Consider the following 14,179-nt stretch of genomic DNA (forward strand, 5'->3'; position numbering starts at 1 on the left):
GATGACAAACAGGCACTACAGGCTCCGGAGAACATAGAGATCTCTTGGGTAGTGAAAGACAGCAGCACCAATTTGGCGACTTCGGTTATCGAGAAAAATTGGCTGGGTGAGAATGGCTCGGTATGGTGTGCGTGTGAATTTGATACCATGCGCGCGCTAAGAGAGTATTTTCGCAATGAAAAAGAGATAGCCAAAGACTATATTTATATCAGCAGCTACTGGAAACGTGGCGTCAGTGAAGATGGGCATAAACAGCTCAAACAAACGGATGCACAAACTCAGTCATAAACAGCAATAACACAGTAAAAAGGTGACTTAATAGAGGTCGCCTTTTTCATTGAATGCGCTCAATTTTCAACGAACATAGCTTTAACGGACCTAGTTTTAACGGACCTAGTTTTAATGGACATAGCCTCAGCTGGCCACGGTTAGCTTGGCTAACGACTCAATACAAATCGCGTCATGTCGCCAGTATTCGATGCCACAATCGATCAGTTCACCCTGTTGATTATAATTAATGCGCTCAACGACCATCGCCGGAGTGCCTGATGTAGCGCGTAGCGCTTGCGCCATATGACCAAGCAAAGAGCTAGTGGTAATTCGATAACGGACTGTTTGATACTCCACGGCAAAATGGTCGCGATAAATATCCGTCAGTGATTGAGACAAATCGAAAGTCAGCAAGTTGGGAAACAATTCAGGGCGCACGTAATTCGTCACATAGACCACGGGGCGATCTTCTAAATAACGCACACGATCAATTTGGTAAACATCCGAAAACGGCTTCAATCCCAATAAGAGCGATGCTTGTTTATTGGCTAATAGCGCTTTTGCCATCATCAGTTCCGTTTTTGGTACTCGGTTTTGTGCTAAAGCCATGTTGGTAAAATTCAGAGTTTGGGTTGGGTCGTAACGTATCGGCTCGGGAGAAATAAACCAACCTCGCCGATCTTCTCGGTAGATCTTGCCATCCGCTTCCAACAGAGACAACGCCTCACGCAGGGTAACGCGTGTGGTATTAAACGACTCTGCAAGTTTTCGTTCAGGGGGTAATTTTTGACGAGGGGCAAGCATGCCAGCATCGATTTGTTCAACAATCACATCTTTAATTTTTACGTACTGCACAACATCCACTCCCAGCCTAAATACGTGCATGCTAAATTCATAACAAACTGATACCGTATTATTTGCATTCTATGTCGAACAAGATTAATGTCATAGCCTGAATCGCAATAACATTGACGTTAATTTTTATACCGCCTAGCTTTTGGGCGGTATTTCTTTTTGGAGTATTAAAAATGTCAAACTTAGCACCTGTCTTAGTTTCAAGCCTTGATATGGACAGAATATCCGCATTACTGGATGGCATGCCTAAACTAACGCCAGAGTTAGAAAAGCTCGAGGCTGAGTTGGATAGAGCCACCATTGTCGCCCCACAAGAGATGCCAAATAATGTGGTGAGCATGAATTCGACCGTACGCTTCAAGTTTATCGACAGTGATGAAGTGATAGAAAAAAATCTTGTGTATCCGCATGAAGTGAAAAGCAGTCAAGATATCTCTGTTTTTGCCCCAGTAGGCAGTGCATTGTTGGGCCTAGCTGTTGGTCAACAGCTCAGTTGGCCAATGCCAGGTGGTAGAGAAAGAGTGATTGAGATTCTTGATGTAGTTTATCAACCTGAGCGTGACGGTGAATTCAACCGCTAACGAATCGATTTGTTGGTGTGGAGGTCGATATCATCACTCCACACCCCAAACCACACCATTGTAAATAATTATGCGACCAAAATATCTTTAAGCTCGTGCAATGAACGCACATGGTAGTGTGGCTCAATGCCATCAACAGCACTTGCGCCAGTAGAGTTTAGCCAACAGGTTTCAATACCAAAATTTAAGCCACCTAGAATATCGGAATGCGGGTTATCTCCTACCATCAATACACGATTTTTAGCAGGGTTGCCCATTTTGTCTAACGCGTAGGCAAAAATCCCGTGATCGGGTTTCGCTACACCAACCTCTTCTGAAATAATCACGTGGTCAAAGTATTCACTCATCCCCGTTCTTTGCAAACGAATCGCTTGAAGTTCGGTAAAACCATTAGTAATGATGCCAAGTTTCGCTCGACCTGTAAGGGCATCCAATAACTCTTTTGCTCCTGGTAGTGGAGTACAAATATCAGCCATGGCTTCAAGAAATGCGCTGTTTAATTCCGTGGTTGTCGTCGCGAGCTTTTCTGCCCACTCTGCAAAACGAGTATGCTTCAACTGCGCCGCCGTGATATCACCATTTTGGTAATCGACCCACAGTGGTTTATTAACTTCTTGGTACTGCGCAAAATCTTGTTCAGTAAACAACACTCCTTTGCGCTCAAACATCAGCTGCATACCTTTGAAAGCATCAAAATGAAACAAGGTCTCGTCAGCGTCAAATAAAATCCAGTCGTACTTCATGATCTCTCCTCATAATGTTCGGGCTAGTTTAGATTGTTTTTAGTTAAATGATAATCTCTATCAGAAGAAACTTTTAAAATTCAATGTGATAACGAATCTAATCGTCCCTGTAATAAAAAAGGCTCGAATGAGCCTTTTCTTATGCTTAATATTGCAAATTATGATGCTTTTTCAGCTTCGTTAACCATAGAAAGCGCCAATGCTTCGGCCGCTTTAATACCATCAATGCCTGCTGATAAAATCCCGCCCGCATAACCTGCACCTTCACCTGCCGGATAAAAGCCTTTCAGGTTGATGCTTTGGAAATCTTTACCCCGTTTAATGCAAATAGGTGATGACGTGCGAGTTTCTACTCCAGTTAACAAACCATCCTCAGAGGCAAATCCTTTGATCTGCTTATCAAACGCTGGGATCGCTTCACGAATGGCTTCAATAGCAAAATCAGGCAACGCTTTTGAAATATCTGTCAACTTGATGCCGGGTGTAAAAGAGGGTTCGACATCACCTAACGCACTCGGATCACGACCTTGTAAAAAGTCACCAATTTTTTGTGCTGGCGCATCGTAGTTTTCGCCGCCAAGTTGATAAGCTCTTGATTCAAGCTCACGTTGGAAGCGCACGCCCGCTAGCGGATCACCGGGATAATCACGTTCAGGATCAATACCCACTACAATCGCACTGTTAGCATTACGTTCTGCGCGAGAATATTGGCTCATGCCATTGGTCACAACGCGCCCCTCTTCAGAAGTAGCCGCCACTACCGTGCCACCGGGGCACATGCAGAAGCTATAAACAGTGCGGCCATTCTTACAGTGGTGAACCAATTTGTAGTCCGCCGCGCCAAGAATGGGGTTACCCGCATTCGAACCAAAACGCGCTTCATCAATCATTGATTGTTTATGTTCGATACGGAACCCTACTGAAAAGGGTTTGGCTTCCATATAAACGCCACGTTCATGCAGCATTTCAAAGGTATCACGTGCACTATGACCGACCGCAAGGACAACATGACGCGTTTTAATTTCCTCACCATTTGACAGCGTAAGCCCGGTAATTTGCCCTTCTTCGATGTGAATGTCATCAACACGAGTACTAAAACGAATTTCACCGCCTAATTCGATGATTTTGGCACGCATTTTTTCAATCATGGTCACCAATTTGAACGTACCAATGTGCGGTTTGCTCACGTACATGATTTCAGCAGGTGCGCCCGCAGCGACAAATTCTGTAGTGACCTTACGGCCATAGAAGTTAGGATCTTTCACTTGGCTATAGAGTTTTCCATCAGAAAAAGTCCCCGCTCCACCTTCGCCAAACTGCACGTTAGATTCAGTATTCAATGTACGTTTACGCCAAAAACCAAAGGTATCTTTGGTGCGTTCGCGCACTTCTTTACCACGCTCGACAATGATTGGGTTAAACCCCATTTGAGCAAGAATCAGTCCTGCGAATAGACCACAAGGGCCAAAGCCTATCACCACTGGGCGCTCAGTAAGATTCGCTGGCGCTTGAGCAACGAATTTGTACTCCATATCCGGCGTCACTTTCACATGCGGATCGTCAGCAAACTGAGCAAGTAACTCCGTTTCATTCTCCACGCTCACATCTAGCGTGTAAATCAGCATGATTTTCGTTTTCTTACGAGCATCGTAGCCACGTTTAAACATATTGAATGAAAGAACTTGTTCATCAGCAATACCAAGTTTTTCAGTAATAGCAGCAAAAATTGCCCCTTCCTCGTGGTCCAAAGGAAGTTTAATTTCGGTTAAACGTATCATGTCGGTGTCTCGTTTTAGTCGGTGTCTTAGCCAAAGCCGCAAGCGGCCCGCTCACAATGGCGCGCATTTTACGGGAAATGGCGTTATCTGTCATACTAAATCCCGAATTCATCACACGTTACGCTAGATATTCATAGCGTTGGATGTTGAAATTTAACTTGGGATGCGTATTATCCCCATTCTTCATTTTTGACTAACTAAGAGCTGATCATCATGGCGTTTGTCGTAACGGATAATTGCATCCAATGTAAATTTACTGACTGTGTCGCGGTATGCCCTGCAGATGCCTTTCACGAAGGCCCCAATTTTATGGTGATCAACCCCATTGAATGCATTGATTGCGGTTTATGTGTTCCTGAATGTGCAGCTCAAGCTATCTTTCAAGAAGATGAACTCCCAGAAGATCAGAAGATTTACATCGAACTCAATGCTGAGCTTGCCGACATATGGCCGGTGCAAACCGAAGTCAAACCAGCCATGGATGATGCTGAAAAATGGAATGGCGTGCCAAACAAACTGGGGATGTTAGAGAAGTAGTCTTTTCTTCTTATAACTAGCGTTATAAAAAAAGCGCAAACACGGCATCCGTTATCACGCTTTTTGACGACAATCCAAAGCAACAACTTTTAAGCTTTACTTATTGATCGAGTGATCTTGGTTTGATCTAGTGATGTTGGCGGCGCAGGTTATCCAAAATAATACCCGTAGCCATTGCTACGTTAAGTGACTCAGCTCCCCCGAAGGCGGGAATGGTGATTTTGTCGGTAACATATTGAGCCGCTTCGGCACGAATACCATGTGATTCACTGCCCATCAATAAAATCCCTTCTGCTGCAAATTTCGTATGATGTACACTCTCACCTTCTAAAAAAGCCCCATAAACAGGTAGATTTGAACTCTGTAAATAAGCACCCAAATCCACTTGGCTCACCGTAACACGCCCAAAGCTGCCCATGGTGGCACTGATGGTCTTCGGATTGTATGGATCGGCGCAATCATGGCTAGCGACAATGTATTTAATGCCATACCAATCAGCGACACGGATAATCGTCCCTAAATTACCGGGGTCAGAAACACCATCGAGAGCGATCATCAATCCTTTCGCTTCAGGCACCGTCACTTCGGGGATTTCAACGACGGCGATTGCCGCATTATTGCTCACCAAAGTGCTGGCTTTGGTTAAGTCATCTAATGTGGCCTCAATGCATTCAAAAACACTAAGCTCAACGCGGTTTTGTGCGATAAACTCCGCAGTGGCAAAAACCTGCTTTACCGTCAGTTGGCTGTTAATCAATTCCAACACGTTCTTTTCGCCTTGCACTAAAAACAGGCCATGAGCCTTGCGCTGTTTCTTTTGGCCTAAAGCACGAAGTAGTTTCAGTTGGTTTTTTGAAATCATAAAATATCCGCAGTAAGGTAAGGTTGGCCTAGTAAAAACGCCGCATTATAGAGTAAAGGCCGTCAGAGCTAAAGCAGTGTAAGTCGAGTTTCAATACCATATGTTCAGTTACTAACAAACAAGGAAATCCATATGAAACGTTTTCTTCCCTCTTCCGTTATGTTAACCCCCTTTGTCGTCAAGCATTATGATCAACAAGATAGTGATCAACTTGAAGATGATCATCATAAAGAGCCCAACGACAATGACACAAAAGAGAACGAAGAATCGAGCTAAAAGCTCAGACATTAGTTTATAATCCACTCATTAAATAACTTTACAACCCATTTTTTGACGTTATTATCGCGACGCAAACGTTTTCCCAACCCGTACAATACTAAATAATGAGGGTTTTATGCTGCCTGATATTGAAATTTGCCGCGCCACTTCATTAACCTCCATAGAGGCTATCGCTAACAAAGCAGGATTCACCGCCAGAGAATTCCACAGCCAAGGCCGCTTTAAGGCGAAAATTTCATTAAGTTGCCTTGAACGTTTGCAAACACAAACGGTTGGAAAGTTAATCCTTGTGACTGCCATTACCCCAACGCCATTAGGGGAAGGAAAAACCGTCACGACCATCGGCCTATCACAAGGAATGGCAAAATTGGGTCATTCGGTGATGGCATGTATTCGTCAACCCTCAATGGGACCAATCTTTGGTGTTAAGGGCGGAGCCGCTGGCGGCGGTTATTCACAAGTGGCACCAATGGAAGAGCTCAATTTGCATCTCACTGGCGATATCCACGCCGTCACAGCCGCGCATAACCTAGCGGCAGCGGCGATAGATGCCCGGATCTATCACGAACAGCGCCTTGGTTATGACGATTTCGAGCAGCGCACCGCAATGAAAGCACTGCGTATCGACCCAAATAATGTGGTTTGGAAGCGAGTGATGGATCACAACGATCGCGCATTGCGCATGGTTACCGTTGGCCGAAATGAAACGGATAAATCAATCAATGGCTTTGAGCGTGAAGATGGTTTTGATATTTCAGCGGCTTCTGAGCTAATGGCGATTCTTGCATTAGCCAAAAACTTAAACGATCTGCGTCAACGGATTGGGCGGATTGTCGTCGCCTATAGTCACCATGGTACACCGATTACCACCGAAGATTTACAAGTCGCTGGGGCGATGGCTGTCAGTATGAAAGAGGCGATTGAACCTACATTAATGCAAACGTTAGAAGGCGTACCGACACTGATTCACGCCGGGCCTTTTGCCAATATCGCGCACGGTAACTCTTCTATTATCGCTGATGACATCGCCACAAGGTTAGCCGAATTTACTGTAACAGAAGGCGGCTTTGGCTCTGATATGGGATTTGAAAAGGCGTGCAATATTAAAGCCGCGACATCTGGGAAAGCGCCAGATTGCGCCGTTATCGTCACCACACTTCGCGGCTTAAAAGCGAACTCTGGTCTGTATGAATTGCGTCCCGGCCAGCCAGTTCCCGACACTCTATTTCAGCCAGACCATGCCGCGTTGGTGTCCGGTTTTGAAAATCTCAAATGGCATATTGAAAATGTGAGTAAGTATGGAATACCCGCCGTGGTTGCCATTAACCGCTTTCCACAAGACAGCCAAGAAGAGCTCGAACAGCTCGCCATGATGATTCATGCACTACCTTATAAGGTTGAGGTTGCACTGAGTGAAGGTTTTGCTCTTGGAGGCGAAGGGACGACTGAGCTTGCTTCCAAAGTCATTAAACAGTGTCAAAAAGTGAGTACGTTCACACCGTTATACCAAGCACAGCAGACGATCGAAGATAAGATCAACGCCGTGGCGAAAAAGGGCTATGGCGCGGCAAGCGTCACTTTTAGTGATAAAGCACGACGTCAAATGCACAACATGCAAGAGCAAGGTTACGGGAAGCTTGCTGTCTGTTTGGCGAAGACGCCACTTTCAATTTCAACCAACGCTGCGATTAAAGGCGCACCAAAAGGTTTTGATGTACCGATCCGCGAATTAAAGCTCTGTGCGGGTGCTGGCTTTATCTATGCGCTATGCGGCAACGTGATGACCATGCCGGGTCTTCCTGAAAAACCCGCCTTCATGTATTTAGACATTGATTCTAAAGGAAATATTATCGGCCTAACCTGATATTATTGTTCGAAATTAACCTTTCTGAGCACAAATCTTCGGGCTCAGAAAGGTTTTCTTCACGCTATTTGTTTTCTTTCTCTGTAATTTTTTGCGCTTTTCACCGTTCTTTACCAGTATCAATAAAAAATAAGTAAGGTCGGTTATGAAACGTTTTACTCCCTTTATATTCTCAATAGCACTTATTGTGCCTATTCTGTTTTCGCTATTTAGCCAAGCAGAAACTCAGCCTAAAACCATGCCCAGCATTGGTAATCAGCAAATCGCGACATTAGCTGGGGGCTGTTTTTGGTGTACAGAATCTGATCTTGAAAAACTCAACGGTGTCATTAGCGTTGTCTCTGGTTATGCGGGTGGCAGCCTTGAAAACCCTACCTATAAACAAGTCTCATCAGGAAAATCGGGCCACATTGAAGTGATTCAAGTGACCTTTGATCCGCAAGTCGTCAGCTACGAGAATGTATTGGATCATTTTTTCCGCCACATTGATCCGACGGATGATCAAGGCTCGTTTGTTGATAGAGGCCCACAGTATCGACCTGCCATTTTTTATCACAACAGTGAACAGAAGCAGACCGCGCAGCGTTTTATGCAAGAAATCGATGCGCTAGGGATCTTCAAAAAGCCGCTCAAAACAGAGCTGATTCAATATAGCCAATTTTGGCCTGCTGAAGAGTACCACCAAGACTTTTATAAAAAGAGCAAAGTACGTTACACCTACTACCGTCATGCTTCCGGACGTGACCAATATCTTGATACCATCTTCGGTAAAGATCGTAATGAGCATCCAAAAACCTTACGTCAATTGATCGAAGCGCAAAAAATGCAAAACAACGTTAAGGTATACACCAAACCTTCTAATGAAAAGATACGCGCCAAATTGACTGATTTGCAATATTACGTGACGCAAGAAGAAGGTACTGAACGCGCATTTAAGAATGAGTATTGGGATAACAAAGCCGATGGTATTTATGTCGATGTGGTCAGCGGAGAGCCATTATTCTCTTCTACCGACAAATACCGTTCTGGTACGGGCTGGCCCAGTTTTACTCGGCCAATTAATGAAGCGTATATTGCGACCAAAAGCGATTCTCGGCTTTTTTATACCAGAACCGAAGTGCGCAGCCGTTTTGCAGATTCTCACCTAGGCCATGTCTTTGAGGATGGACCAGCACCAACCGGCTTACGCTACTGCATGAACTCTGCCGCGATGCGATTTGTACCAAAAGAGGCGATGCAAGCTGAGGGCTATGGCGAGTACTTGGTGCTGTTTAAATAAGGCGTGCGTGGTAAAACGAAAAAGCCCTCGACTTCACTTGCGAGGGCTTTTTTAGTTGATCAACATTAATCGATGGACTCAACTGAGATTCGATTAATGTAAACCATGGAAAAATTCGGCGCGGGTGGCAGGGTTAGATTTAAAAATACCGCCTAATGCTGTGGTGGTCGTTTCACTGGTCGCATCCATAACACCACGTGACTTAACGCAGTAATGAGTAGCATCAATGGTGACCGCGACATCGTCTGAACCGAGTAAGGTTTGCAAAGCCACCAGAATCTGCTGTGTCATTCGCTCTTGAACTTGGGGGCGCTGAGCAAAAAAACGTACAATACGGTTAATCTTAGAAAGACCAATTATCTTGCCTCTTGGGATATACGCCACCGCGGCTTTACCATCGATAGTCACTAGATGATGCTCACAGGTGCTGGTCACGGTAATCTCTTTTACGCGCACCATTTCACTGACGTTCATCTTGTTTTCGATCACAGTAATTTTGGGGAAGTTTTGATAATCGAGGCCAGAAAACACTTCATCCACATACATTTTCGCAATTCGATGGGGCGTCTCTTCTAAACTGTCGTCGGTCAGGTCAAGACCGAGTAGTGTGAGGATCTCACGCATATGGTGTTCGATTTTTTCTTTCTTTTCTTCACGAGTAACCTCATTTGGACGCATAGGCGTTTCCAAACCTCGGCTCTCTAGCGCATCTTTGACCAACTTTGCTGATTCGCTAAGACCTAGCATTCCGATTCCTCTTACTTTTTACCCCTTTCGGATGGCAGACAAGGATACTCGGAATTTTGAATAATTACATCCATATTTTAAGGATGGTCATTATTGCCTGTAAGCAATGTATGATAAAGTCCTCGCAAAGAAAAAAGCTATAGGAACCGATCATGGGCTGTTGTGATTCACCGGGCTTAATGCCTATCGAACAAGCGTTAGAGACAATGCTAGCGAATATCAAACCCATCCAAACGACGCTGAAACTACCGCTAGCCGACGCGTTAGGCTATGTGTTGGCTGAAGAGTTACTCTCACCCATTTTTGTGCCGCCTTTCGATAACTCAGCGATGGATGGATACGCTATTCGATTAGCTGATCTGCAACAGTCAACCACCCTGCCGCTGGCTGGTAAATCTTTTGCCGGTCTTCCATTTGAAGGGCCGTGGCCAGCCAACAGTTGCGTGCGAATTATGACTGGCGCGAAAATTCCAGCTGGTTGCGACGCGGTGATCATGCAAGAGCAAACGACCGAAAACGAAAATGGTATCTGCTTTCTACAGCCGAATGCAAAGCCTCAGCAAAATATTCGCCCCACTGGTGATGACATCAAACAAGGCGATGTAGTGCTACATAAAGGGGTTCGCTTGACTTCGCGTGATATCCCAATGATTGCCACACTCGGCATCAGCCATGTGACCGTTTTTCGTAAACCTAAAGTGGCCTTTTTCTCAACTGGAGATGAGCTAAAACCACTCGGTGAACCTCTTGCTGAGGGGCAAATCTATGACAGTAATCGTTATGGCATTAAACCATTAATTGAGAATTTTGGTTGTGAAGCGATTGATCTTGGGATCATTTCTGATTGCCCTGCCACTTTAAAAGCTACCTTCGATAAAGCTCAACATTTGGCCGATGTGGTTATTACTTCTGGCGGCGTAAGTGTAGGCGAAGCTGACTATACCAAAGATATTTTGCAAGAACTCGGAGAAATCGGTTTTTGGAAACTGGCAATAAAACCGGGCAAACCGTTTGCATTTGGAACATTAGATCATGCTTGGTTCTGTGGCTTACCTGGCAACCCCGTCTCAGCCGTATTAACCCTATACGTCTTGGTGCAACCTATGCTGGCTAAATTGGCTGGACACACTCAGTGGAAAGCACCGGAGTCCATTCCAGCCATCACTAAAAATGCCTTTAAAAAATCACCGGGCCGTACTGACTACCAACGCGGTATTTACACAATTGAAAATGGCCAGTTTGTTGTTGAAACTACCGGAAACCAAAGTTCGGGGGCATTTCGTTCGATGAGTCTCGCCAACTGTTTTGTGGTGTTAGAACAAGATCGTGGCCGAGTGGAAGTGGGCGAAACCGTCAATATCCAACTTTTTAATCCCAGCTTGTATTAAGGATCACTATGGAGATCCTATCTGATCAAGAGCTACTGCGTTACAACCGACAAATCATTCTCAAACAGTTTGATTTTGAAGGACAAGAAGCACTTAAACAAAGCTCTATTTTAATTCTTGGCGCAGGAGGATTGGGCTGCGCTGCAAGCCAATACCTTGCCACGGCAGGTGTTGGTTCACTCACGCTCATCGATGATGATGTGGTTGAGCTCTCTAATTTACAGCGCCAAGTGCTGCATAGCGATGCCGATATTGGACGTAAAAAAGTGGACTCAGCGGCAGAGTCACTGCGTATGCTTAACCCGTATTTAACGGTAAATACCGTTGATCAACGCCTTGAAGATGCACAATTGAAAGCATTAATTGAACAGCATTCTTTAGTGCTGGATGCATCAGATAACCTTGATACTCGTAACCAATTGAATAAAATCTGCTTTCAAACTAAAACACCACTGGTATCTGGTGCCGCGATTCGTATGGAAGGGCAAGTCAGCGTGTTTATGTATCAGCACCCAGACGAGCCCTGTTACCAATGTTTAAGCGCTCTTTTTGGTAGTAACGTACTCACTTGCGTCGAAGCGGGCGTAATGGCCCCTGTCGTCGGGATTATTGGCGCGGTACAAGCGATGGAAGCGATCAAAGTGATCGCTCAATATGGGCAGGTAAAACAAGGCAAAATTTTGATGTTGGACGCTCTTTCAATGACGTGGAGAGAAATGAACTTAATCAAACTCGCTCACTGCCAGACTTGCCAGTAAATGAACGACAAAGACTCAATAATGTCTTTCTCGTTCGTCCACCGCATCAGCCCACACAATAGGAGAGTTAAACTCATGTCACCACTCGTCTCCCCCCAATGGCTAGCACAAAAGTTAGGCGACCCGCGCACCGTTATTCTTGATTGCAGTATTGAATTCCAAATTCCCAGTGAAACTGAGAAAGATACTCTGCATAACATTCCCGGCGCTCGCCGCTTTGATTATGATGGTGAATTTTGTGACCTACAATCGCCACTACCTCATATGATGCCTAGTGAAGATCGCTTTAACCAATTAGCACAATCGATCGGTTTAAACCACGATTCGATCGTCGTTGTCTATGACAATAGCGGGACGTTTGCATCACCGAGGGCATGGTGGATGCTCAAAGCGATGGGACATGCGTCGGTATACGTTCTTGATGGTGGATTAACCGAATGGAAACGCCAAGGTTTACCCGTTGTAAAAGAGTACACACATGCCTTTAAACACGGAAACTTCCATGGCACGCTCGATCCTCGCTATTTTGTGAACGCAGACTATGTGCTTGCACAAATAGAGAACCCAGAGAGCTTAACTGTTGATGCACGTTCACAAGCCCGTTTTTTGGGTCAAATGAAAGAACCAAGAGAAGGCGTGCGCAGCGGCCATATTCCTCACTCTATTTGCTTACCTTTTACAGAGTTGATGAATGGGCATAAGCTTAAATCACCGCAAGATCTACAACCTATTATGCAAGCGACGCTGGCTGCTGGAAAAGAGCAATACATTTTCAGTTGTGGCTCAGGCGTAACCGCCTGTATTGTGCTGCTGGCTGCGCAAATTTGCGGCTACGAAAAACTGTGCGTTTACGATGGTTCGTGGACAGAATGGGGGCAACGCACTGAGCTGCCTATTGAGCTTTAGTCTCTGAATCAAATCCCCATCATTGTGGGGATTTGATCATGTTTTACAAAGCGTGCTATTTCAACTCATCAGCCATTGCTTTGATCAATTCATTTGAAGGATCACCTGAAAGTTCCCATGTAAAAATTCCCCCTAGCTTCGCTGATTTTGCCCATTTGGCTTTGGCGCGCACTGAACGTTCATCTTCATACGAGATAAATACTTTCTTTTCTGCATTCCATAAATATGGTGCTTGCGATTCTTGATCGTAACCATATTGATACCCTTGTGCCGCGCGATAATTTTTCATCAAATCCCAGAACATGAAATAGCCATTTTCACCGGTCCCAAACGGCGCTCCCTGCTCAGACACAAGATCAGCCGTAGGCAAACCACCCTCATAATCTTGAGTGCCTTGCCAACCACGTCCATAAAACGCCGCGCCGATAACCAATTTCTCGCTTGGTATACCCAATTCGATCATTTGATTGATAAACACATCGGCTCCCATTCCCCACCAACTGCGATCCGTCGCATGTAAATTGGTTAAATGGCCCGTTTGCGTTCCCCAACCACCCAGAAAATCATAAGTCATCGCAAACATATTGGTTAAATAAGGGGATACGGCGGGCCAATCTATCTGAGCCGCTTTCGCTCCAACACCAACAGCAGTAGAAAGTTCATAGTGGCGAGCCGTCTTTTTACTCAACGCATCCAAATCAGCACGTAATGTTTTCATCAGCTCGGTATAGGCCTGTTTTTCTGCTTCTTTTTGTTCATCGGTTAATTTCGTATCAGGATTCCAAGGCGAAGTAGTTAAACCGCCACCACCCGGATATTCCCAATCGATATCGATGCCGTCAAAGAAGGCGTACTGTTCTATAAGTTCAACCGCTGTTTTGGAAAAATGCTTGATCGTAGCAGGATCTTTTATCATTGCGTGGAACGGTTCAGACATTGTCCAGCCGCCAAATGAAGGCAGAATCTTAAGCGTCGGATAGTCTTTCTTCATTTGTGCAAGTTGAGCGAAGTGACCTTTGTAAGGAACTGGTACATCGACTGCGCCAAACTCTTTTTCTAGTGCGGATTTAGTATCAACAACAATCGCACTAAATGGTGCTTTTCCTTCACATTGCTTAGCGATTTGCTTTTGTACGGTTTCACTGGCTCCAGAATGGGGGCCACACATACTCAAAAAGGCGTAAATAACATGAGTCAAGTTCTCTGCTGGAATATCTTTAACTGTGTAGGGGTTTTGCTCATTTTCATATTGCCAATCAGCAAAGTAGCCCGCCACGACGGGTTTGGTTGTCTCTGCAGCGGCGTTAAATGACGCAACAACGAGAAGGGCGA

The 14,179-nt window shown here is 45.1% G+C and carries 15 protein-coding genes; 9 read left to right on the plus strand and 6 right to left on the minus strand.

Going from position 1 to position 14,179, the window contains the following annotated elements:
* A partial coding sequence (locus AACQ17_RS16800; RefSeq protein WP_141201476.1) for a siderophore-interacting protein occupies nt 1-288 on the plus strand: 288 nt, incomplete at its 5' end.
* 126 nt (nt 289-414) lie between these two features.
* Here the strand turns inward: AACQ17_RS16800 and phnR are convergent.
* Nucleotides 415-1,125 (minus strand): phosphonate utilization transcriptional regulator PhnR, encoded by a 711-nt coding sequence (phnR, locus tag AACQ17_RS16805; protein ID WP_094124080.1) that lies wholly within the window; start codon nt 1,123-1,125, stop codon nt 415-417.
* A gap of 173 nt (nt 1,126-1,298) precedes the next feature.
* Between phnR and rnk the strand changes: the two genes are divergently transcribed.
* Nucleotides 1,299-1,706 carry a nucleoside diphosphate kinase regulator gene (rnk, locus tag AACQ17_RS16810; RefSeq protein ID WP_026027712.1) on the plus strand — a complete coding sequence of 136 codons (408 nt, stop codon included), beginning with the start codon at nt 1,299-1,301 and terminating at the stop codon, nt 1,704-1,706.
* 68 nt (nt 1,707-1,774) lie between these two features.
* Here the strand turns inward: rnk and yjjG are convergent, their stop codons facing one another.
* Both yjjG and AACQ17_RS16820 read right to left on the minus strand, forming a co-directional pair.
* A complete protein-coding gene (yjjG, locus tag AACQ17_RS16815; RefSeq protein ID WP_013867832.1) occupies nt 1,775-2,449 on the minus strand; it encodes a pyrimidine 5'-nucleotidase in 675 nt (224 codons plus the stop codon).
* A 158-nt stretch (nt 2,450-2,607) separates the two neighbouring features.
* Entirely contained in the window at nt 2,608-4,227 is a 1,620-nt protein-coding gene (locus AACQ17_RS16820; protein WP_038171574.1) for an NAD(P)/FAD-dependent oxidoreductase, read from the minus strand.
* 213 nt (nt 4,228-4,440) lie between these two features.
* Here AACQ17_RS16820 and fdxA point away from each other — a divergent pair, with 213 nt between their 5' ends.
* Nucleotides 4,441-4,764, plus strand: coding sequence for a ferredoxin FdxA (gene fdxA / locus AACQ17_RS16825; RefSeq protein WP_010318513.1), 324 nt, complete (start codon nt 4,441-4,443; stop codon nt 4,762-4,764).
* 127 nt (nt 4,765-4,891) lie between these two features.
* Here fdxA and AACQ17_RS16830 read toward each other — a convergent pair whose 3' ends face one another.
* Entirely contained in the window at nt 4,892-5,626 is a 735-nt protein-coding gene (locus AACQ17_RS16830) for an RNA methyltransferase (protein ID WP_017049576.1), read from the minus strand.
* A 132-nt stretch (nt 5,627-5,758) separates the two neighbouring features.
* Here AACQ17_RS16830 and AACQ17_RS16835 point away from each other — a divergent pair, with 132 nt between their 5' ends.
* The 3 genes from AACQ17_RS16835 to msrB all read left to right on the plus strand — a co-directional run bounded on the left by AACQ17_RS16835 (nt 5,759) and on the right by msrB (nt 9,048).
* Complete coding sequence (locus tag AACQ17_RS16835; RefSeq protein ID WP_013867835.1) at nt 5,759-5,902, plus strand: hypothetical protein; 144 nt, start codon at nt 5,759-5,761, stop codon at nt 5,900-5,902.
* A 118-nt stretch (nt 5,903-6,020) separates the two neighbouring features.
* Complete coding sequence (locus tag AACQ17_RS16840) at nt 6,021-7,769, plus strand: formate--tetrahydrofolate ligase (RefSeq protein ID WP_094167756.1); 1,749 nt, start codon at nt 6,021-6,023, stop codon at nt 7,767-7,769.
* 145 nt (nt 7,770-7,914) lie between these two features.
* On the plus strand, nt 7,915-9,048 hold the full coding sequence (gene msrB, locus AACQ17_RS16845) for a peptide-methionine (R)-S-oxide reductase MsrB (protein ID WP_094147750.1): 1,134 nt from the start codon (nt 7,915-7,917) through the stop codon (nt 9,046-9,048).
* A gap of 93 nt (nt 9,049-9,141) precedes the next feature.
* Here msrB and folE read toward each other — a convergent pair whose 3' ends face one another.
* Nucleotides 9,142-9,795 (minus strand): GTP cyclohydrolase I FolE, encoded by a 654-nt coding sequence (gene folE, locus AACQ17_RS16850; RefSeq protein WP_013867838.1) that lies wholly within the window; start codon nt 9,793-9,795, stop codon nt 9,142-9,144.
* A 152-nt stretch (nt 9,796-9,947) separates the two neighbouring features.
* Between folE and moeA the strand changes: the two genes are divergently transcribed.
* Genes moeA through AACQ17_RS16865 form a run of 3 tightly spaced genes read left to right on the plus strand, consistent with a single transcriptional unit; the run spans nt 9,948 to nt 12,847 of the window.
* Nucleotides 9,948-11,183, plus strand: a complete 1,236-nt coding sequence (moeA, locus tag AACQ17_RS16855; RefSeq protein ID WP_094147670.1) for a molybdopterin molybdotransferase MoeA — start codon at nt 9,948-9,950, stop codon at nt 11,181-11,183.
* 8 nt (nt 11,184-11,191) lie between these two features.
* A complete protein-coding gene (gene moeB / locus AACQ17_RS16860) occupies nt 11,192-11,941 on the plus strand; it encodes a molybdopterin-synthase adenylyltransferase MoeB (protein WP_017045530.1) in 750 nt (249 codons plus the stop codon).
* Between the two features lie 21 nt (nt 11,942-11,962).
* Nucleotides 11,963-12,847, plus strand: coding sequence for a sulfurtransferase (locus AACQ17_RS16865; protein WP_170935187.1), 885 nt, complete (start codon nt 11,963-11,965; stop codon nt 12,845-12,847).
* A gap of 55 nt (nt 12,848-12,902) precedes the next feature.
* On the opposite strand, the gene AACQ17_RS16870 is transcribed toward AACQ17_RS16865, so the two are convergent.
* On the minus strand, nt 12,903-14,179 hold a 1,277-nt coding region (locus AACQ17_RS16870; RefSeq protein ID WP_094167757.1), incomplete at its 5' end, for a glycoside hydrolase family 18 protein.

Source organism: Vibrio sp. V10_P2A27P122, from assembly GCF_963874335.1.
Taxonomy (GTDB): domain Bacteria; phylum Pseudomonadota; class Gammaproteobacteria; order Enterobacterales; family Vibrionaceae; genus Vibrio; species Vibrio anguillarum.